The sequence below is a fragment of the Bradyrhizobium sp. USDA 4011 genome, assembly GCF_054063415.1.
The window spans coordinates 5,504,317-5,524,442 of the sequence record NZ_JBSSGG010000001.1; the positions used below are offsets into that span (position 1 = coordinate 5,504,317).

General features: G+C 64.1%; 14 protein-coding genes. 8 read left to right on the plus strand and 6 right to left on the minus strand.

Features of this window, described 5'->3' with window-relative positions; translation table 11 throughout:
- Positions 1 to 773 precede the first annotated feature (773 nt).
- The 8 genes from ACVW1C_RS25845 to ACVW1C_RS25880 all read left to right on the plus strand — a co-directional run bounded on the left by ACVW1C_RS25845 (position 774) and on the right by ACVW1C_RS25880 (position 12,653).
- Entirely contained in the window at positions 774 to 1,661 is an 888-nt protein-coding gene (locus ACVW1C_RS25845; RefSeq protein ID WP_456760812.1) for a helix-turn-helix domain-containing protein, read from the plus strand.
- Between the two features lie 332 nt (positions 1,662 to 1,993).
- Positions 1,994 to 7,414 carry a beta strand repeat-containing protein gene (locus tag ACVW1C_RS25850; RefSeq protein ID WP_456760813.1) on the plus strand — a complete coding sequence of 1,807 codons (5,421 nt, stop codon included), beginning with the start codon at positions 1,994 to 1,996 and terminating at the stop codon, positions 7,412 to 7,414.
- Positions 7,411 to 7,989 (plus strand): invasion associated locus B family protein, encoded by a 579-nt coding sequence (locus ACVW1C_RS25855; RefSeq protein WP_456760814.1) that lies wholly within the window; start codon positions 7,411 to 7,413, stop codon positions 7,987 to 7,989. The genes ACVW1C_RS25850 and ACVW1C_RS25855 overlap by 4 nt, the downstream gene beginning before the upstream one ends.
- 79 nt (positions 7,990 to 8,068) lie before the next feature.
- A complete protein-coding gene (locus ACVW1C_RS25860) occupies positions 8,069 to 8,746 on the plus strand; it encodes a hypothetical protein (protein ID WP_456760815.1) in 678 nt (225 codons plus the stop codon).
- A gap of 261 nt (positions 8,747 to 9,007) precedes the next feature.
- Complete coding sequence (locus tag ACVW1C_RS25865) at positions 9,008 to 9,880, plus strand: helix-turn-helix domain-containing protein (protein ID WP_456760816.1); 873 nt, start codon at positions 9,008 to 9,010, stop codon at positions 9,878 to 9,880.
- A gap of 119 nt (positions 9,881 to 9,999) precedes the next feature.
- Entirely contained in the window at positions 10,000 to 11,196 is a 1,197-nt protein-coding gene (locus ACVW1C_RS25870) for a CaiB/BaiF CoA transferase family protein (protein ID WP_456760817.1), read from the plus strand.
- Between the two features lie 64 nt (positions 11,197 to 11,260).
- Positions 11,261 to 12,004: an SDR family NAD(P)-dependent oxidoreductase gene (locus ACVW1C_RS25875; RefSeq protein WP_456760818.1), complete on the plus strand. Its 744-nt coding sequence runs from the start codon at positions 11,261 to 11,263 to the stop codon at positions 12,002 to 12,004.
- A 4-nt stretch (positions 12,005 to 12,008) separates the two neighbouring features.
- Complete coding sequence (locus tag ACVW1C_RS25880; protein WP_456760819.1) at positions 12,009 to 12,653, plus strand: glutathione S-transferase family protein; 645 nt, start codon at positions 12,009 to 12,011, stop codon at positions 12,651 to 12,653.
- A 145-nt stretch (positions 12,654 to 12,798) separates the two neighbouring features.
- Here ACVW1C_RS25880 and ACVW1C_RS25885 read toward each other — a convergent pair whose 3' ends face one another.
- The 6 genes from ACVW1C_RS25885 to ACVW1C_RS25910 form a co-directional block, all read right to left on the minus strand.
- Positions 12,799 to 13,641 carry an ABC transporter ATP-binding protein gene (locus ACVW1C_RS25885; protein WP_176529131.1) on the minus strand — a complete coding sequence of 281 codons (843 nt, stop codon included), beginning with the start codon at positions 13,639 to 13,641 and terminating at the stop codon, positions 12,799 to 12,801.
- 66 nt (positions 13,642 to 13,707) lie between these two features.
- Complete coding sequence (locus ACVW1C_RS25890) at positions 13,708 to 15,033, minus strand: ABC transporter substrate-binding protein (protein WP_176534843.1); 1,326 nt, start codon at positions 15,031 to 15,033, stop codon at positions 13,708 to 13,710.
- A gap of 95 nt (positions 15,034 to 15,128) precedes the next feature.
- Positions 15,129 to 16,256, minus strand: coding sequence for a branched-chain amino acid ABC transporter permease (locus tag ACVW1C_RS25895; protein WP_456760820.1), 1,128 nt, complete (start codon positions 16,254 to 16,256; stop codon positions 15,129 to 15,131).
- A 15-nt stretch (positions 16,257 to 16,271) separates the two neighbouring features.
- On the minus strand, positions 16,272 to 17,201 hold the full coding sequence (locus ACVW1C_RS25900; protein ID WP_084518351.1) for a branched-chain amino acid ABC transporter permease: 930 nt from the start codon (positions 17,199 to 17,201) through the stop codon (positions 16,272 to 16,274).
- A 9-nt stretch (positions 17,202 to 17,210) separates the two neighbouring features.
- Positions 17,211 to 17,996, minus strand: a complete 786-nt coding sequence (locus ACVW1C_RS25905) for an ABC transporter ATP-binding protein (RefSeq protein WP_207832960.1) — start codon at positions 17,994 to 17,996, stop codon at positions 17,211 to 17,213.
- The gene (locus tag ACVW1C_RS25910) at positions 17,993 to 19,963 is read right to left on the minus strand and encodes an AMP-binding protein (RefSeq protein ID WP_207840368.1); all 1,971 of its coding nucleotides are present in this window, start codon (positions 19,961 to 19,963) and stop codon (positions 17,993 to 17,995) included. The genes ACVW1C_RS25905 and ACVW1C_RS25910 overlap by 4 nt, the downstream gene beginning before the upstream one ends.
- Positions 19,964 to 20,126: the final 163 nt, after the last annotated feature.

Below are 20,126 nucleotides of genomic sequence, written 5' to 3' on the forward strand. Positions count from 1 at the left end.
CGCAGCGTGCCACAACATGTGCGCCTCGTGCGGCGCGCGTGTTCCGTTCCCATCGATCGCATTCACGTTGCACGTGGTGGAATGCCGCATGATTAGGCAAGCGTCTTCAGGCGCGGTCGACGCGAATCCCGTGCGCGAGATTCGCGATGTGTCATGTACCGTGCTTAAGTTGCTGCGCTCTCGCGACGTTCATTTCGTCTCAGCGCGAAGATCGAGAAAACTTTCTGAAGTCCCTGCGGTGATGCGTTGCCCGATCGCATCGCTGCGAAAGCAATTTTGGATTTCTTCACGATCCGCGTTGCCGCCGCTCTGGTTCTCGCACCGATTGTTCTCTAGATCAGTCGAACCGGTTCCGTGACGGAGCTTCCGAGCCGAGTCCGACAATGATGAGACAGTGATGAATGCCATGTATGAGCACGACTGCTCCAGGAACCTGCATCGGCCCTATCAGGAGCGGCCGGCGTAGACGGGTGATGTTCGCATCAAAATATGCTGCTTCCTTGTCCGCCAGAAATTCGCCTGCCAGCCAGAGGCCGGCGACGCAACCTTGGGAATGCGCCCCCGTTGAGACGACGTTCGTCGTTTGCGACAACGGGGCACGGAATGACATGCCAGAAGACGACAATGCGCCGGCGAGCGCCGCCAAGCTCCTTGAACAAGTTCCCCTGCCACGTGAGCCCCGTAACATCAGGGACATAGTCCCGGCGACGCCGCGGCTTTTTACGACACGGCCCTATCCGCCGTCGGAGCAGTTCGAGGTCTGGAAGACGCGCATGGCCTCGCTGGTCGACGTAGCGCCGCCCGACGGCCACGACCCTGCAGAGGGGTTCGAGGTGGAGTACCTGACCTGCAACATGGCCGATGTCGTCTTTACGTCCGGACGCTTTGCCGCGCAAACATTCGCGCGCGCCGCCGAGCCGTCGCAGGGCGCGCCGGTCGACATCTGGTGGCTGTTCCGGCTGCGCTCCGGCGAAGCCCGCTTCGAAACCGCGGGCCGGCAGCTTCATGCCGGGGCGGGCACGATGTTCCTGATCTCGCTTGACGATGATTTTCGCGGCAGCATCACGAACTATGACGGCCTGGTGCTGGCTCTGCCGCGCAGATCATTTGCCGACGTGGCGGATCAACTCAACGACGCCTGCAACATCCTGCTCTCGGGCAACCTGATCGAGCTGCTGGCCGATTACCTCGACAGACTCGAAACGCGCATGGTCCTGATGTCTCCGGAGGAGTTGAGGCAGGCGGGGCGGGCGACCGCGCAGATGATTGCCGCATGCATTCAGCTATCCTCGGACCGGCTGGAGCAGGCGCGCGGTTCGATCGAGTCGGTGCTGTTCGAGCGTGCGCGTCTTTACATAGAGACGCATCTCGGCGACTTCGATCTGACGCCGGACCGCATTGCGCAGCAATTGCGGATCTCGCGCTCTGCCCTCTACCGTGCATTCGAGAGCGTCGGCGGCGTCGCCGGATATATCCTGCGCAAGCGGCTGCGTGCAGCACATGCAGAACTGGTCGCATCCACTGACAGGCAGGTGCAGGAGATCGCCTATCGTCATGGCTTCAAGCTGGCGTCGGATTTCACCCGCGCGTTTCGTCGCGAATTCGGCGTCAGTCCGCGCGAGATGCGTGAACGCGTGCGCCGCAGATCAACTGCCGGTTGAGGATTTGCGGAATACCCCACGGTGCATCGAGCAAATCATTCAACTTGTGAGACGATCTGCGCGCTATTTGGACGGCCTGCTGAGTGACGTTGTCAAATATGTGTCTATCATTTTTGCATGACGACTCGGGGCAACGGTGATGAGGAAGTCGGGCGAGCGCTGGGTGGCAAGACGCGCTCGCTGAACGCGACAGATCATCAACCAAGACCGGAAGACGGGCGCGCATCGCGCGCTCTTGATTTCTCCATATGCGTGCCCGGCGGGCACGCATTCGGTCTACAGCGGCGCGGTGCCTCCGACGTCTGGGCAAGATGTCATAAAAGGGGCACACCATGGCCGTCGCACAGATTCCAACCGCATCGCTGAAGCGTCGGGGCCGAACCGGTTTCGTGCGGAACTGGGTCGCATCGGGCAATGCGGAAAGCCATTCGCTGCGGCGCCGGCTGTTGGCCGTGCTGCGTAAGGCCCACCGGGCGCTGGGCATGAAGCGTGGCAGATTGGGGCTTGGGTCGCTGGGCGCCGGCGGGGCATCGGTCGCGACGATGCTTGGCGCGTTCGCCGTCGTCGTGGTCACCGCCTCGGCCGCGAGCGCGGGAAGCGTGCAGCTTGGTGGCGGGTCTGCGACGGGCACCGATTCGGTGGCGATCGACACTAACTCGTCGGCAAGCGGCCTGCGCGCCATCGCGATTGGAAGCGCGGCATCGGCGTCCGGACTGGATTCCGTTGCCCAAGGCAGCAGCACGACCGCGAGCGCCCAGAATGCCATCGCGATCGGCTTTCAGTCGATCGCTTCCCAGTTGAACTCCCTCTATCTGGGATCGCGCACGGCTGCCGGAACGGGCGCCCTTGCGCAGAGCGCCATTGGCATTGGTACGGATGTCACCGCATCCCAAGCCGATGCTATTGCGGTTGGGCGTGCATCCGTTGCGTCAGCGCAGTACTCGGTGGCCCTTGGCCTGAACGCGAAGGCAACCGGCACGGGCGGCGCAATGGCGCTGGGCCAGGGCACGGTCTCGAGCGGCGTCAATTCAGTCGCGCTCGGCGTTCAAGCCAACGCCACCGGCGCCGGCACCAGCGCCTTGGGCACATTCGCCAGTGCCACCGGGGGGAATGCGACCGCTGTCGGTGTCAGTTCCACGGCCAGCGGCAACTATTCATGGGCGGGTGGCTGGTCGTCCGTTGCCTCGGCGGACAGCGCAACCGCCGTCGGCAAGCAGGCGGTCGCGTCGGGGATCAACACTTTCGCTGGCGGCAGCTCCGCCACCGCGTCGGGGAATTTCTCAGTCGCTGTGGGTAACCAGGCACAGGCGCTGAGCACCGGGGGCTCGGTCGCAGTTGGATCGGGCGCAATCGTCAACAGTGCAGCGACGGGCGGCATCGCACTCGGCAACAATGCGGCATCCGCCGGCATCAGTTCGATCGCTACCGGCGTCGGGGCCAGTGCCGCCGGCACAAGCTCGCTGGCGATCGGCACGACCTCAAATGCGAGTGCCGCCGCCAGTACGGCGGTTGGCAACACAGCCGTTGCCAGCGGCCAAAACTCCTCCTCATTCGGGTCTGGAGCGAACGCGACAGGAAACAATTCTCTCGCGGCCGGCGTCAGCGCCAGCGCTAGCGGAATCGGCAGTACCGCACTCGGCATCGGCGCCAAGGCGTCGGCTGCAAGCGCCGTCGCTATCGGCAGCAATGCCGCGGCCAGTTCCGCCAACGCGGTTGCCCTGGGCACCAACGCGGTGGCGGCCGGCGGCCAGGCGGTCTCGATCGGCGCGAACAACACCGCCTTTGGCAATGGCGCGGTGGCGATCGGCGATCCCAGCTATGCCAGCGGCACCGGCGCCTTCACCGGCGGCGCGAACAACATCGCCAACAGCGACGGGACGGCCAGCGCCACCGCCGCCAACCAGGCCAACGGCGCCGTCGCGATCGGCAACAACAACAAGGCGATCGGGCAGGGCTCCGTGGCGCTCGGCAATGGCTCCATCGCGGGCGCGGCCGGTCTCGCCGGCAACGTCGCGCTGGGTGACGGCGCAACGGCGGCAGCAAAATCCGGCGATGTCGCGCTCGGCTCCGGCAGCGTCACGGCTGCCGCGGTCGGCACGCCAAGTGCTGTGATCAACGGCACCACCTACACCTTCCAGGGCACGACTCCGAGCTCGACGGTGAGCGTCGGCGCACCCGGTGCCGAGCGCACCATTACGAATGTCGCCGCCGGGCGGATCAGCGGATCCTCGACCGACGCGATCAACGGTTCGCAGCTCTTTGCGACCAACCAGGCTGTCAACGCCATTGGCACCACCATCAACAACATCAACAATGGCGGCGGCATCAAGTATTTCCATGCCAATTCGACGCTGGCGGATTCCTCCGCCGTCGGGACCGACTCGATCGCGGTCGGTCCGGTGGCGACCGCGAGCGGTACCAATGCCATCGCCGTCGGCACTTCCTCCACTGCATCGGGGCTCGACAGCGCGGCGTTCGGATACATCTCCAAGGCGACAGGCCAATACAGCACCGCTGTCGGCCCCAACGCCCAGGCCTCTGGCGACTCCAGCACCGCGATCGGCCAGAACGCAGCCGCGTCGGGCGTTCAGGCGAGCACGCTCGGCGTCAATTCGAGCGCCAGTGCCTCGAACGCGCTCGCGCTCGGTGCCAACGCCAATGCCTCGAACGCCAACGCGGTCGCGCTCGGCTACGGCAGCGTCACCGCCGCCGCCGTCAACACGCCGAACACGGTGATCAACGGCACCACCTACAGCTTCGCTGGTACGACGGCGACCTCGACCGTCAGTGTCGGTGCACCCGGTGCCGAGCGCACCATCACCAATGTTGCCGCCGGGCGGCTCAACAACGGGTCGACGGATGCGGTCAACGGGTCGCAGCTGTTTGCCACCAACCAGGCGATCAACAACATCAGCACCGGCGGCGGCATCAAGTATTTCCACGCCAATTCGACGCTGGCCGATTCGTCCGCGGTGGGGACCGACTCGATCGCGGTCGGCCCGGTGGCGACCGCGAGCGGCCCCAATGCCATCGCCGTCGGCACTTCCTCCACTGCATCGGCGCTCGACAGCGTGGCGTTCGGATACATCTCCAAGGCGACAGGCCAGTTCAGCACCGCGGTCGGCCCCAACGCCCAGGCCTCTGGCGACTCCAGCACCGCGATCGGCCAGAACGCAGCTGCGTCGGGCGTTCAGGCGAGCACGCTCGGCGTCAATTCGAGCGCCAGTGCCTCGAACGCGCTCGCGCTCGGTGCCAACGCCAATGCCTCGAACGCAAACGCGGTCGCTCTCGGCTACGGCAGCGTCACCGCCGCCGCCGTCAACACCCCGAACACGGTGATCAACGGCACCACCTACAGCTTCGCCGGCACGACGGCGACCTCGACCGTCAGCGTCGGCGCACCCGGTGCCGAGCGCACCATCACCAATGTCGCCGCCGGGCGGCTCAACAACGGGTCGACGGATGCGATCAACGGGTCGCAGCTGTTTGCGACCAACCAGGCCGTCGACGGCCTCGCCACCACCGTCAACAACATCAACACCGGCGGCGGCATCAAGTACTTCCACGCCAATTCGACGCTGGCGGATTCCTCCGCCGTCGGGACCAACTCGGTCGCGATCGGACCAGTGTCGACCGCGACCGGCAGCGGCTCGGTGTCGATCGGCAACGGCGCGACCGCTGCCAACGCCAACGACATCGCGCTCGGCTCGGGCAGCCAGACCACCACGGCGGTCGGCACATCAGGCATCACCATCGGCACCACCAACTATGCATTCGCCGGCACTAACCCGCTCTCGACGGTCAGCGTCGGCTCGGTCGGCAGCGAGCGCACCATCACCAATGTCGCGGCGGGACGGATCAGCAATGGTTCGACCGATGCGATCAACGGCTCGCAGCTGTGGGCCGCCACCTCGGCGATCGACAGCCTGTCGACCGTCGTCAGCAACGGCCTGACGCATTATTACGGCGTCAACGACGGCGGCACCCAGCAGGCCAACTACAACAACAACGGCGCGACCGGCGTCAACTCGATGGCGGCCGGCATCGCCGCCTCGGCGACCGCCGCCGGTGCGACGGCACTGGGCTACAACACCCAGGCGACGATCGCCGACGGCGTCGCGATCGGCTCGGGCTCGGTATCCGACCGCCCGATCGCGCAGGGTTCCGGCAAGATCGGCGGCACGATCATTCCCTACAACACCAACGATCTTGCGCTGCTCGGCGCGGTGTCGGTCGGCAATGCGACGAGCTACCGGCAGATCACCAACGTCGCCGATGGCACCCAGGACAGCGACGCCGTCACCGTGCGGCAGCTGACCGGCGCGCTGACCTCGTTCGCGACCACCACGTCGAAGTACTTCCACGCCAACTCGACGCTCGCCGACTCGCTCGCGGTCGGCAACAATTCGGTCGCGGTGGGACCTGCGACCGTGGTCAACGGCGACAACGGCATCGGCATGGGCTTTGGCGCGACCGTGCAGCAGACCGCGCCCGGCGGCATCGCGATCGGTCAGAATTCGCTGTCCAACTTCGCCGATTCGATCGCGTTCGGAACCAGTGCGCAGGCCAACGGCATCCAGTCGGTGTCGATCGGCGCGGGAGCCCAGACCACGAACCCGACCAGCGTCGCGCTCGGTCCGAACGCCAAGGCGACGGCGCAGGCCGGCGATGTCGCGATCGGCGCCAATTCGACCACACAGACGGTGGTCAAAACCGCCAGCACCACGATCGGCGGCACCACCTACGCCTTCGCCGGCACCAATCCGACCTCGACCGTCAGCGTCGGCAGCGCCGGAAACGAGCGCACCATCACCAATGTCGCGGCGGGCCAAATCACCTCGACCTCGACGGACGCGATCAACGGTTCGCAGCTGTGGGCCACCAACACCTCGCTCGCCGCCCTCTATACCACCGTCAGCAACATCAGCACCGGCGGTGGCGGCGTGAAATATTTCCACGCCAATTCCTCCGCGGCGGATTCCTCCGCCGTCGGTGCGGAGAGCGTCGCGATCGGACCGCAGTCGGTCGCAAGCGGGGCGAACGCGATCTCGATGGGCAACGGCTCGGCGGCGTCGGGCGACAATTCGGTCGCGATCGGCGCCGGCGCCAAGGCGACTTCGGCCAACTCGCTGGCGCTCGGCGCGAACTCGACGACCACGGCCAATCTGAGCGATGCGGCCTATACGCCTGTGGTCGGCAAGACGGTGGCGGGCGTCGCGACCGGCGAAGTGTCGGTCGGCTCAGCCGGGGCCGAACGCCGCGTCACCAATGTTGCCGCGGGATCGGCTGCGACCGATGCGGTCAACGTCAGCCAGCTGCAGGCGGTTGCGTCGAGCTCGATCCGCTACGACACCGATGCCTCAGGGAATACCACCAACAAGGTGACGCTGAACAGCGGCAGCAGCGGGCCGGTCACCATCAGCAACGTGGCGGCGGGCGTCGCCGGCACCGACGCGGTCAACGTCAACCAGCTCAACAGCGCGTTCCAGCAGCTCAACGGCCAGATCGGCGAGGTGCGGCAGGACGCCTGGCGTGCGGCGGCGATCGGCATGGCGGCCGCATCGCTGCGCTATGACGACAGGCCGGGCAAGATCAGCGCATCGGCCGGCGGCGGCGTCTGGCGCAGCCAGGGCGCGCTCGCCTTCGGCATCGGCTACACCAGCGAAAACGGCCGGTTGCGCACCAACGCGGCGGCGACCACCGCCGGAAGCGACTGGGGCGTCAGCGCCGGCGTGAGCCTGACGCTCAATTGACCCTGACGTCGACGAGGCGGCTGGCGTGTCTGGCTTTGGCGATCTGGCTGGCGGAGGCGGCAAGCGCTACCGCGCAGCCTGCGCCGCCACCCGCCTATGCCGTGAAGCCATCGGACGTCGTGGTGCCGGAAGGCGAGACGCTCGGCGAGTTCAGGCGGATGATCCAGCCGTTCAAGAACTGGACCTTGATCTGCGACGAGAGCCTGCAATCGAAGCGCCGCGTCTGCAACATCACGCAATCGATCGTCAACGCGCAGGGCGCGGTCGCCTTCAACTGGTCGCTGATTGCGACCGCCGACGGCAAGCCGCTGATGGCGATGCGGATTCCCGCGGCCGCCGGCGTCGGCGCGCAGATCGAGCTCGCAATGGGCGATAGTCCCGATCGGATCGTCGCGCAGACCGATCGCTGCGACGCCAGTTTCTGCTTCGCGACGATCGCGATCGGCAATGTGCTGAGGCGGCACATCCGCGCGGCGACGCCGTGCCTGGTGTCCTATCCGCTGCCGCATGGCGGGCCGGTCGTGCTGGAGGCGCCGCTCGACGGACTGTCCGGCGTGCTGGCGAAACTGAAATAAGCCGGGGTCGGACATGCGGATGTGGCGTTCCGGTATTCGGCTCGAGACTGACACGCGAAGTGAAAAGGACGGATGGTCGATGCGGCACACCCTGGGATTGATCTTTGTTGCGGTCGTCGTGGCCGCGCTCGGTGCCGCCGGCGTCGTGGTCTATGCGCAGCAGACCCAGCCGGTACCATTGCAGCCGGCCGCGCCCGCACCGGCCAGGAAGCCTGCTGTCGCTGCGAAGCCGCAGCCGCACAAACAGCGTCCGCAGGAGGCGCAGACGCCACCGGCGGCCGCGGCATCCGTTCCGCCCCAGCAGGCGGGGCAGCAGCCGACGGTGTTCGACGAGCATGCGCGACAGGGCAACGTCGTGACCTGCGCCAATCTGTTCGGAACGCTCGGCCGCGGTCTGGCGACCAACTCCAACTACACCGCGCAGTCGCAGTGGGATGCCAAGGCCGGTAATTCGCATTCGGTGCAGTCGCTGGTTGCGCTCGCGCCAATCCAGGCGCCCCAGGGCAGCGCTGCCCAGCGCGCCGCCGGCATCGTGTTCGCCGCGCCGGTCGGGTCGTCCTGCGAAGGCAATCTGGTGCGGGTGACGCCAAGCGCGGAAAGCTGCCCGACAGTTGCTGCGGAACTCGCGAAGCTCAACGGGCAGAACGGCACGCTCGGTGATCTCGCGACGATCGCGCTGCCGAACGGCGCGCAGGTGCTGCTGATTCCGTTCGGCAATGCCTGCGTCGCGGTGACCGCGCTGCGGGTCGCCGGATAACGCGGCCGCTCGGCGCCAGCTGCGCCGGGCGCGTGTCTCCTCGCATCCACCGCTCCTCCGCAAGGCACTTGGCAATCGCGGCGCCGAACCCCCGCGAGCCACCGAAGACGAGGGCGGCACGCGGTCTGTCGCGTGCGCTGGCCTCCGAACCTGTCCGCTAACATCTTGGCGATCAGCCATCAAAGGGCTGGATTTCCGGCTCCGGATCGTCAATTCTGATTTAGAACTTACCATCCGTGCCAAACGCGGAGGAGATGTCCCATGGAGGAAGCGCGTCCGGAGCGGTTTGTCCGCAAGGTCGGCGGGGAGCTGGTGTCGTCGGTCATCGCGCGGTCAGAGCCGATCAGGGTCGAGTTGCTCAGCCGGACCTCGCAGCCCCGCATGAACTGGCACTTCCGCCAGCCCGAGCTGACGTTGTTCTGGTTCCGCAACGGCTGCTCGCGGTTGCAGGCCACGATCAACGGCCGTCCGGTCGAATATGAGTTCTCGAGGGCGGCCAATCTCGCGCTGTTTCCCGCCGGCACCGAGATCGAGGGGGAGTGGTCGGTCAGGCCGGCGTTCGACTATGTGGTCGTCTTCCTCGACCCGAAGTTCGTACAGAGCCGTCTCAATGGCTTGATCGAAACGCCCGCGATTGCGTTCGGCCATGACCAGCTCTGTCGTGGTCTCTCCGAACTTTGCCAGGAAGCGACCACGCCGGACAATCTGTTCGATCTGTTCGCCGAAGGCTGGGCCAGCCAGGCGCTGGCCCATATGGCGCGGCTGTCGCGCGGCGCGGAACCGGCGAAGGCGCCGAGCCGCGGCGGACTGCCGGCGCTCAAGCTGCGGCGGATCGAGGCGTTCGTCCGGGCCAATCTTGGCGAGACGATCTCGCTGTCGGCACTGGCCGATGTCGCCGGCCTGAGCAAGCGGCATTTCCTGCGCGCGTTCCAGGAGAGCACGGGCACCAGCCCGCATCGCTATGTGCTCGGCCTGCGCATCGAGGTGGCCAAGCGTCGCCTCAGCGACAGCGATGAGAGCCTGACCAGCATCGCGCTGGCGTCGGGGTTCAGCCACGCCCAGCATTTCTCGTCGACGTTCAAGCAGGTCACGGGTGTTAGCCCGTCGGTGTTCCGGCAGCAGGGCCGGGTGTGAGTTTCGGCGCTTTTTCGCAAGTCGAGGCGCTTTCCCGCAAGCGCCGGCGCAGGGTCCATCGTATGCCGGGTTGCGCCCAAGGTTTGGTCGCGACCGCGCATTGGAGAAGGAAGCAAGACATGCCAGGGCCATTGGCGGGAGTTCGCGTACTTGATCTGACCGGTGTCGTCTCGGGCCCGTTCGCGACGATGTTTCTAGCCGATCAGGGCGCGGATGTTCTGAAAGTCGAACCGATCGGCGGCGACATCACCCGCCGCAGCCGGGCCAATGTCGACAAGACCGGCGAGTTCTCGGCGCTGTTCATCTCGTCGAACCGCGGTAAGCGTTCGCTCTCGATCGACATGAAGACCGATGCCGGCCGGGACGTGCTGGGCAAACTGGTCCTGCAGTCCGACGTGCTGGTGCAGAACTTCCGGCCCGGCACGATGGAACGCCTCGGGCTCGGTCCGGACGAAGTGCGCAAGAAGAACCCGCGGCTGATCTATGTCTCGATCAGCGGCGTCGGCGAAGACGGGCCTTACGCCAAGAAGCGCGTCTACGATCCGATCGTGCAGGCCCTGTCGGGCTTCTGCGATATACAGGCGCAGCCGGTGACCAACCGTCCGCAGATGATCCGGACCATCGTGGCCGACAAGACCACGGCGGTCTATGCCGCGCAAGCGATCTCGGCGGCGCTCTACGCGCGGGAAAAATCCGGCAGCGGCCAGCATATCCAGGTGGCGATGCTCGACGCGATGATCGCCTATCTCTGGCCGGAAGGCATGATGCAATACACGGTGGTCGGCCGCGAGCAGGCGACGGCCGATCCGAACGATCGTCCCGATCTCGTGTTCCAGACCTCGGATGGCTATCTCACCTGCGGGACGATCTCCGACTCCGAATGGCAGGGCTTCTGCAAGGCGACCGGTGATCCGGAGCTCGCCAACGATCCGCGCTTTGCCACGCCGGCCTCGCGTTCGGTCAATGCAACCGCGCGCATCAACAAGATGCAGGACTATATCGGCAGGCACACCACCGCCGAATGGCTCGCGCGGCTCGATGCGGCCGACGTGCCGTGCGCGCCGATCCTGCGGCGCGGCGAGATCATCGCCAACGAGCAGGTGGTGGCGCGCGGGCTGATCGCCGAGCTCGAGCAGCCCGGGGTCGGCACGGTGCGGCAGCCGAAGCCTGCGGCGCGCTTCGAGGTCGATGCTGCCGCGATCGGCGGTCCTGCGCCGCGCATCGGACAGCATACGAGGCAGGTGCTGTCCGACCTCGGCTACGGCGATGCTGCCATCGCAGAGATGATCGAGCAGAAGGCCGTGCGCGCGGTCTGAGCGACGGCGCCGCGCAACGTCACCATTGCTGAACCGAACAACCGCCGTCGGTGGGAGATGTCCTATGGCCGAGACGAACAAGACTGCGTTGCTAGTGGGCGCGGGCGATGCGATCGGCGCCGCGGTGGCGCGGCGCTTCGCCGCCGGCGGCTACACCGTCTGCATCGCACGGCGCGATGCGGGCAAATCGAGCGCCCTGGTGGAGGAACTGACCGAAGCCGGAAGCCATGTGCATGCGTTCAGTGTCGACGCGCGGCGCGAGACCGAGGTGCAGGAGCTGTGCGAGCGGGTCGAGCGCGAGATTGGGCCGATCGAGGTCTGCCTGTTCAATGCCGGCTCGAACGTCAAAAAGGAGCTGCACGAGACCAGCGAAAAACTGTTCTTCAAGGCCTGGGAGCTCGCCTGCTTCGCCGGCTTCCTGGTCGGGCGCGAGGCGACCCGGCACATGCTGCGGCATGGCCGCGGCACCATGCTGTTCACCGGCGCGACCGCGAGCGTGCGCGGCAGCAGCGGCTTTGCGGCATTCGCGTCCGCCAAGTTCGGCCTGCGCGCGGTCGCCCAGGCGATGGCGCGCGAGCTCGGACCGAAGAACATCCATGTCGCGCATCTCCTGATCGATGCCGGCGTCGACAGCCCGGCGATCCACCAGCGGATGAAAGCCGCCACCGGCGTCGACGCATCGGCGATCCCGCCGGATTCCTTGACGCGGACATCTTCCATCGCCGAGGCTTACTGGTTCGTGCACCAGCAAAGCCGCGACGGATGGAGCCATGAGCTCGATCTGCGTCCCTCCGTCGAGAAATGGTGACGTCATGCCTGAGACGCTCACGTTATGGGGGGTGGGGACATCGCGGACGATCCGGGCCCATTGGGCATTGCACGAATTGGGGCTGGACTATCACTGCAAGCCGATCCTGCCGCGTTCCGGCGAGACCAAGACGCCGGAATACACCTTGCTCAACCCGCGGCAGAAGATTCCCCTGCTGCAGGACGGAGACTTCACGATCGGAGAGAGCGCGGCGATTGTGGCCTATCTGGCGCGCCATTACTCGAACCCGAACATTTCGCTCGTTCCCGTCGAGGAACGCGATTTCGCACGATGGCTGGAATGGTGCTTCTTCATCGTGGCGGAACTGGACTCGACCAGCCTCTACGTGATGCGCCGCCATGACGTCCAAGGCCTCGCCCATATCTACGGCCATGCGCCGGATGTGGTCGTGAAAGCGGCCGAGTATTTTCGCCAGCAGCTGCGCCATGTCGAAGTCGCCCTGTCGGATGGCCGCCAGTATCTGATGGGCGATCAGTTCACCAGCGCGGATATCCTGCTCGCGACCTGCCTGGTATGGGCGATCGACTATGGCGTCGGGGTTTGCGACGTCGCAACGCCCTATCTCGACCGCGTCACGGCGCGGCCGGCCTATAGGGAAAGCGTCGCGATCAATACCGTGAAGAGCTGATCGGTGACACGCGTCAGAGCCTGGGGCGTGTACTCATTGGGCGGCTGGCTGACTGATGTCAGCTCGACCCCCCCCACAACGGCGGAAGCACGCCTCGCACGAGGTCGCAGAAGGGTCATGAGCGGACCAGGAATCCCCGACCGCTCTAAGCGAGCCAACGCTTGCGCCGCTTGTAGTGCTTCACGTCGCGATATGATTTTCGCTTGTCGCCGGCGATGCCAAGATAGAACTCCTTGACGTCCTCGTTGGCGGCGAGGGCGCGCGCTTCGCCATCCATCACCACGCGGCCGTTCTCGAGGATGTAGCCGTGGCTCGCATATCTGAGCGCCATATTGGTGTTCTGCTCGGCGAGGAGAAACGAAACACCTTCCTTGACGTTGAGATCCTTCACGATCTCGAAGATCTCCTCGACGATCTGCGGCGCGAGCCCCATCGAAGGTTCGTCGAGCAGGATCATCTTCGGGCGCGACATCAGCGCGCGCCCGATCACGCACATCTGCTGTTCGCCGCCCGACGTATAGCCGGCAGTGGAGCCGCGCCGCTCCCTGAGACGGGGGAAATAGGCGTAGACCCGTTCAAGGTCCTGCGTGATCGCGAACTTGCCATCCGTCCGCGTAAAGGCGCCGGTCAGGAGATTCTCCTCGACCGTAAGATGAGGGAAGGCGCGCCGCCCCTCCATCACCTGAATGCAGCCGCGTCGCACCACGTCGTTTGGCGACAGGGACTTCACCTCGACGCCATTGAACAGGATAGAGCCTTTGGTGACCTCGCCGCGCTCGGCGTGCAGCAGATTGGAGATCGCCTTCAGCGTCGTAGTCTTGCCGGCGCCGTTTGCGCCGAGAAGCGCGACAATGCCGCCTCGCGGGACCTCCAGCGAGACGCCCTTCAACACGAGGATGACGTGATCGTAGACAACCTCGATATTGTTGACCGATAGAATCAGAGCTGCCGCTTCCGTCGCAGCGGTGACGACCTTGGCGATTGACACGCGCAGACCTCCAAACTGGGGATCCAGGAAGCAGGCAAACCTGCCTCCCGGATCACTTGCACGGGCTCAGGTTTCTTTCGCGCAGTCGCGCGGCTTGATCTTCTTCTCCGCGGCATACTTCGCGGACACATCGGCGACGAGCGGCTCGATGAGCGATTCGTCAGCCGTGTACCAGTCGGAGATCACTTTCCAACCCTTGCCATCCCATTGCTGGACGCGCCCGTAGCGCGCGCCCTCGTGGTCGGAGCAGGAAATGCTGACCGGCTTCAACATCCCCTCAAAGCCGAGTTCCTTGATACGTGCATCGGTGAGGATGAGGTTCTCAAGCCCCCAACGGACCTGCTCGCCCGTCAGCGGTTTCTTGCCGAACTTTTCCTGCGCCTTGCGGATCGCCTCCACGCCGAGCATGGCATTCGTCATGCCGCGGTTGTAGAGAACTTCACCGATCTTGCCAGGTTCCGTCGAACCTTTGCCCTTGGCGTAGACGTACTTCTCTATGTCCGTGTGCGCGGGATATTTTCCTGCACCATGCTGAAGCATCAGCGACTTGTAGCCGGCGGCCTGATCACCTGCCGGCGTCACATCCGGCTCTGCGCCCGACCACCAAACACCGATCATCTTGTCGCGCGGATAGGCGACGGCCGCCGCTTCCTTGATTGCCGTGCTGTTCATGACGCCCCAGCCCCAGACCAGGACATAGTCCGGCCGATTCTGGCGGATCGCCAGCCATTGCGATTTCTGCTCGACACCCGGGTGCGTGACCGGTATCGGCGTGAACTCAAAGCCGTATTTCTGCGCCAGCACCTGCAGCATCGGAATCGGCTCCTTGCCATACGGGCTGTCGTGATACAGCAGCGAAATCTTCCTGCCTTTCAGCTTGTCGAACCCGCCGAGCTCCTTGGCGACGTGCTGGATTGCGATATCCGCCGCGGACCAGTAGGTGCCGAGCAGCGGGAAGTTGTACGGGAACACCGCGCCGTTCTTGGAATCGGCACGGCCGTACCCCATCGTGATGATGGGGATCTTGTCGGTCGCGGTCTTTTCGGTGAGCGCGAAGGTGATGCCGGTCGACAGCGGATTGATGAAGGCCGCGCCGGTTGGACCCTTGCTCTTGAGACGCTCATAGCACTCGACGCCTTTGTCGGTCGCGTAGGCGGTTTCGCACTCCTCGACCAGAAGCTTGACGCCGTTGATGCCGCCGTCGCGCTCGTTGATCAGGTTGTAGTAGTCGGCAACGCCGTTTGCGTAGGGCGCACCGTTCACGGCGTACGGTCCAGTCCGGTAGGACAGAATTGGAATGAACTGCTCGTTTTGCGCTGCGGCCGGTGGGCCAAACGCCGCGCCGGCCAAGGCGGTCGCTAGTATCAGTAAACTGCGTGCAATACTTGCCATATTGACATCCTCCTCATTAGAATCCCTCTTTCCCGTCCGCGGTGCTTCCTTCCTTTTCGTTGTCAGCGGCCGCCATCCGCGTTGCGATCGCTCTTTCAATAGGGAAACGGCCAAAGTCTGAGCTTCTCCTTGCCGATCGATATCAGCCGGGCGAAGCCATGGGGTTCCTTGATCAGCAGATAACAGATCAAAGATCCGAAGGTGATGAACTGGAGGTGCGTGATTGTTTGTGTCGACAGTGGCAGGCCGAGTTCGGTTGGAATCACATTCAGCATGATCGGCACAATGAGGATGAAAGCCGCCCCGATGAACGAACCCATGATCGATCCAAGCCCGCCGATGATGACCATGAACAGAAGCTCCAGCGAGCGGTCGATCGAGAACGCAAGCGGCTCCCATGAACCGAGGTAGACGAACGCCCAGAGCGCACCCGCCACCCCGATGATGAATGAAGAGACCGCGAAGGCCGTGAGCTTGGCATAGAGCGGCCGGATACCGATCAGTTCAGCGGCGATATCCATGTCGCGGATCGCCATCCACTGCCTGCCGAGATTGCCGCGAACGAGATTCTTCGCCAACACCGCCATCACGGTCACGAAGAGCAGGCACAGCAGATAGCGCTCGACCGGCGTGCGAACGACCATGCCGAAGAAATCCAGTGCCGGTGCATTGACCGATCCCGACGGGGCGTAGTTGGTGAACCACGGAATTCGCAGGAACGCCCAATCGAAGAAGAACTGCGCGGCGAGCGTTGCGACCGCCAGGTAGAGACCCTTGATCCGCAGACTGGGAATGCCGAACAGGATTCCGGCACCCGCCGCCATGAACCCACCAAGCAGAATGGATGCCAGCACGGGCAGCGGCGGCATCGAGATCGCGAAGCCAAGCAAGGCAAGCGGAATATGGACGCCTGTCGCCAGCTTGTAGGCGGAATAGGCGCCGATGGCCATGAACGCGCCGCTGCCGAGCGAAATCTGGCCGCAATAGCCGACAAGTATGTTCGTGCCGATGGCGGCGAGCGCAAGGATAAGGAAAGGCAGCAAGATCGCCCACAACAGATAGTCGGTGCTGAACGGCCAGATACGGAAGGTGGCCAACAGCGGCACGCCAACGAAAGCGATCGCGAGCAAGACGGCGAGCGCGATACGGTCCTGACGGATCGGAAAGATCGCCATGTCCTCTGCGTAGCTCGTCTTGAACTGGCCGGCCTCGCGATAAAGCACGACGAACTCCTTGTTTCAGATACGTTCGATGATCCGCTCGCCGAACAGCCCCTGCGGCCGCACGAGCAGCACCGCCAACGCCAGCACAAACGCAAACCAATATTCGATACCGCCACCGATGGATGGCCCTAGATACGCCTCGGCAAGCTTCTCGCCCGCCCCCACGATGAGCCCGCCGACGATGGCTCCCGGAATCGAGGTGAGGCCTCCAATGATCAGAACCGGCAGCGCCTTCAGCGCGAGAAAAGTGATGGAGAACTGCACGCCGAGCTTGGTCCCCCATACGGTCGCCGCGACCAGCGCAACGAGGCCGGCGGCAAGCCAGACGACGAACCAGATCCAGCTGATCGGGATACCGACTGAATGCGCGGCCAAATGGTCGTCGGCCACGGCCCTGAGTGCGCGACCGGTCTTGGTACGCTGAAAGAAAATTGCGAGGCCGGCGACCAGGATGCCTGCGATCAATGCGCCCCAGACATCCAGCTTGTTGACCAGAATGCCACCCGGGAACAGGCCTTCAAACAAGAACCAGGCATCGGTCGGGAACAGCCGCAACGGGTAGACATCCGATCCGAAGATCATCTCCGCGGCGCCCTCGATGACGAATGTCACGCCGATCGTCGACATGAAGAGCGTCAGGCCGTCCTGGTTGACAAGAGGTCCGATCACGAACCGCTCGATGAGCCAGGCCGTTGCCGCCATGATCACGGCGGCAAAGCCGACAGCGAGGACGACCGCGACCCAAAGCGGAAAGCCGTTGGCGACCAGGAGGTCGAGGGAGCGAACCAGCGCCAATCCCGCGAGCAATACCATTGCTCCCTGGGCATAATTGAATACGCCGGATGCCTTGAAGATCAGCACGAAGCCGAGCGCGACCAGCGAATAGAGTACGCCGGACATCAATCCGCCGATAAGGACCTCGAGAAACTGACCCAGTGCGATCATGGACGCACCTCAATGCGCGACGCCAAGATATGCGTCGATGACGGCTTGACTTTTCTTCACTTCATCAGGCGTGCCGTCGGCGATCTTTACGCCGTGATCAAGCACCGCTACGCGATCCGACAGATCCATCACCACGGCCATGTCGTGCTCGATCAGGGCGATTGTCGTGCCGTAATGGTTGTTCACATCAATGATGAACCGCGACATGTCTTCCTTCTCCTCGAGGTTCATGCCTGCCATCGGCTCGTCGAGGAGAAGAAGGTCGGGCTCCATCGCCAGAGCGCGACCGAGTTCGACACGCTTCTGCAAGCCGTATGGCAAACGCCCAACCGGTACCTTGCGGATTGTCTCGATCTCCAGAAAGTCGATGATCTCCTCGACCTTGCGCCGATGCTCGACCTCCTCTGCGAGGGCAGGGCCATAACGCAGCACCTGCCACAACAGCCCCCGGCGCACCTTCAGGCTGCGGCCTGCCATGATGTTGTCGAGCGCGCTCATGCCCTTGAACAGGGCGACATTCTGAAAGGTGCGTGCGATTCCGCCGCGCGCCGCCTCGAAAGGCTGCATTCTGGCCCGAGTGCGCCCCTTGAAGGTGATGGCGCCATGATTGGGGTGATAGAAACCGTTGACGACGTTCAGCATCGAGGTCTTGCCGGCCCCGTTGGGGCCGATGATGGCTCGAATTTCACCCTTTCTGACGTTGAACGAAACGTCCCGCAGCGCCTTGACACCGCCGAAGGCCAGTGCCACGCCCTCGACCTGCAGCAGGATTTCGTTGGTGTCCGGCGCTCTCATGCTGCTCTTCCCAGCGATTCTGCCGGACCGATGACTTGCATGTCGCGAACCTTGACCCGTGCCGCGATCGTACCTTTGCGACCGTCCTCCAACGTGACCTCGGTGGAAATGTCGGCTTCCTGCGAGCCGTTGTAGAGCGCCGTGACCAGCGGCGCATAGCGCTCGGCAATGAACCGGCGGCGTACCTTCTGCGTGCGGGTCAACTCACCGTCATCCGCGTCGAGCTCCTTGTGCAGGATGAGGAAGCGGCGAACCTGCGCGCCCGCCAGCACCGTTTCCTTGGCAAGCGAGCGGTTCACCTCGGCAACGTCTTTCGCCACCATGTCGTAGACCAGCGGATGCCCGGCCAGTTCCTGATACGACCCGTAGGCAACGTTGTTGCGTTCCGCCCAATTTGCGACGGCGACCGGGTCGATGTTGAGCATCGCGCAAACAAAATCTCGGGAGTCACCGAAAGTGACCGCTTCCTTGATATTGGGATAGAACTTCAGTCTGTTCTCGAGATATTTCGGGGCAAACATCGTGCCGTCCGCCAGCCGACCGACGTCCTTGGCGCGGTCGATGATCTTCAGATGCCCGGTCTTCTCGTCGAAAAAGCCCGCATCACCAGTCCTGACGTATCCGTCGGACGTCATGGCTTCCGCGGTCTTTGCCTGATCCTTGAAATATCCGAGGAACATGCCGGGTGATCGAAACTGCACTTCGCCCGATTCCGCAATGCGAATGTCAACATTGGGCGCCCGCGGACCAACCGTATCCGAGTAGATCTCGCCATCCGGCTGGCACGTTACATAAAGGAACGCTTCGGTCTGGCCGTAGAGCTGTTTCAGATTCAGTCCGATCGAGCGGTAGAACGCGAACAGTTCCGGACCGATTGCTTCGCCTCCAGTGTATGCAACGCGCACCAGAGACAGGCCAAGAACGTTCTTGAGAGGCTCGTAGACCAGCCAGCGCCCGAGCGCATAGAGCAATCGGCCTGACAGCGGCACCGGACGTCCCGTCAAGACTTGCTCGCCATACCGCCGCGCGACGTCTAGAAAGTAGCTGAACAATCGCCGCTTGAGCGGCGCTGCGTCCTCCATCCGGACCATCAGCCGCGTCAGCATGGCCTCGAAACCGCGCGGCGGGGCCAAGTAGAAGGTTGGTCCGATCTCACGCCGATCCTGCTCAATCGTGTCGCCGCTCTCGGGGCATGCCATGCAGAATCCGGCCACGAGGCCTTGCACGTAGCTGACGTAATGATCGCCGGCCCAGGCCAGTGGCAGATAGGCGAGCACTACGTCTCTGTCGGTCAGTCTGTCGAACCGCGTGGTGTCGGTCGCAGCATCGATGCAGCCTCGCGCCGACAGCATGACGCCCTTCGGCGCGCCGGTCGTTCCCGAGGTGTAGAGGATGACTGCGATGTCCGAACCGTTGCCCGCCTGAACGTATTCATCGATCCGTTCGCCAAGCGCCATGTCAGCCGCAAGCGCTGCGCGGCCGTCTTCGATGACATCGCCGATTGCGATCAGCCGACCGTCATCATACCCATCAAGGCCGCGCGGCTCGTCATAGACAATCTTGTCGAGTTGCAGCAGCCGGTCGGCCACGGACAAGACCTTGTCGACCTGCTCCTGGTCTTGCGCTGCGACGAGCTTCACCTCTGCGTGAGCGAGCACAAAAGCAAGTTCGTCGGCCACCGCATCCGAGTAAACCGGAACAGGAATCGCGCGCAGCGTCTGCGCTGCCATCATGGTCCAGTAAAGCTTCGGCCGATTGGAGCCGACGACCGCGATTATCTCACCCTGCCGCAAACCAAGCCGATGCAAGCCCGCGGCATAGGCACGCACGATCTCGGCAACTTCGGCCCAAGTCCAGGTTTGCCAGATGCCACGATCCTTATGACGAAACGCCGGACGCGTGCCAAACCGCGAAGCATTTCGCAGCAGCAATTTGGGGAACGTATCAAACGATCCGCCGCCTGCCATGTCGGTCTCGATCCCAAAAACCGGCGCGTTGGTTCGCTCCTGCTTATGGTGATGCCGTCCTTTTTTGGGCGGCAGCCATGCGAGTTCCGCATGCTCCAGCATGACAGCGGATCGAGAGCCCTACAAGTCCCAGATTGCTAGATATTCCGCGGGGCCACGCTTC

Excerpts from the sequence above, each read along its gene's own strand:
- ACVW1C_RS25845 (WP_456760812.1), top strand. The coding sequence starts at position 774 with ATGGCCTCGCTGGTCGACGTAGCGCCGCCCGACGGCCACGACCCTGCA.
- ACVW1C_RS25850 (WP_456760813.1), top strand. The coding sequence starts at position 1,994 with ATGGCCGTCGCACAGATTCCAACCGCATCGCTGAAGCGTCGGGGCCGA.
- ACVW1C_RS25860 (WP_456760815.1), top strand. The coding sequence starts at position 8,069 with ATGCGGCACACCCTGGGATTGATCTTTGTTGCGGTCGTCGTGGCCGCG.
- ACVW1C_RS25865 (WP_456760816.1), top strand. The coding sequence starts at position 9,008 with ATGGAGGAAGCGCGTCCGGAGCGGTTTGTCCGCAAGGTCGGCGGGGAG.
- ACVW1C_RS25870 (WP_456760817.1), top strand. The coding sequence starts at position 10,000 with ATGCCAGGGCCATTGGCGGGAGTTCGCGTACTTGATCTGACCGGTGTC.
- ACVW1C_RS25875 (WP_456760818.1), top strand. The coding sequence starts at position 11,261 with ATGGCCGAGACGAACAAGACTGCGTTGCTAGTGGGCGCGGGCGATGCG.
- ACVW1C_RS25880 (WP_456760819.1), top strand. The coding sequence starts at position 12,009 with ATGCCTGAGACGCTCACGTTATGGGGGGTGGGGACATCGCGGACGATC.
- ACVW1C_RS25890 (WP_176534843.1), bottom strand. The coding sequence starts at position 15,033 with ATGGCAAGTATTGCACGCAGTTTACTGATACTAGCGACCGCCTTGGCC.
- ACVW1C_RS25900 (WP_084518351.1), bottom strand. The coding sequence starts at position 17,201 with ATGATCGCACTGGGTCAGTTTCTCGAGGTCCTTATCGGCGGATTGATG.
- ACVW1C_RS25905 (WP_207832960.1), bottom strand. The coding sequence starts at position 17,996 with ATGAGAGCGCCGGACACCAACGAAATCCTGCTGCAGGTCGAGGGCGTG.
- ACVW1C_RS25910 (WP_207840368.1), bottom strand. The coding sequence starts at position 19,963 with ATGGCAGGCGGCGGATCGTTTGATACGTTCCCCAAATTGCTGCTGCGA.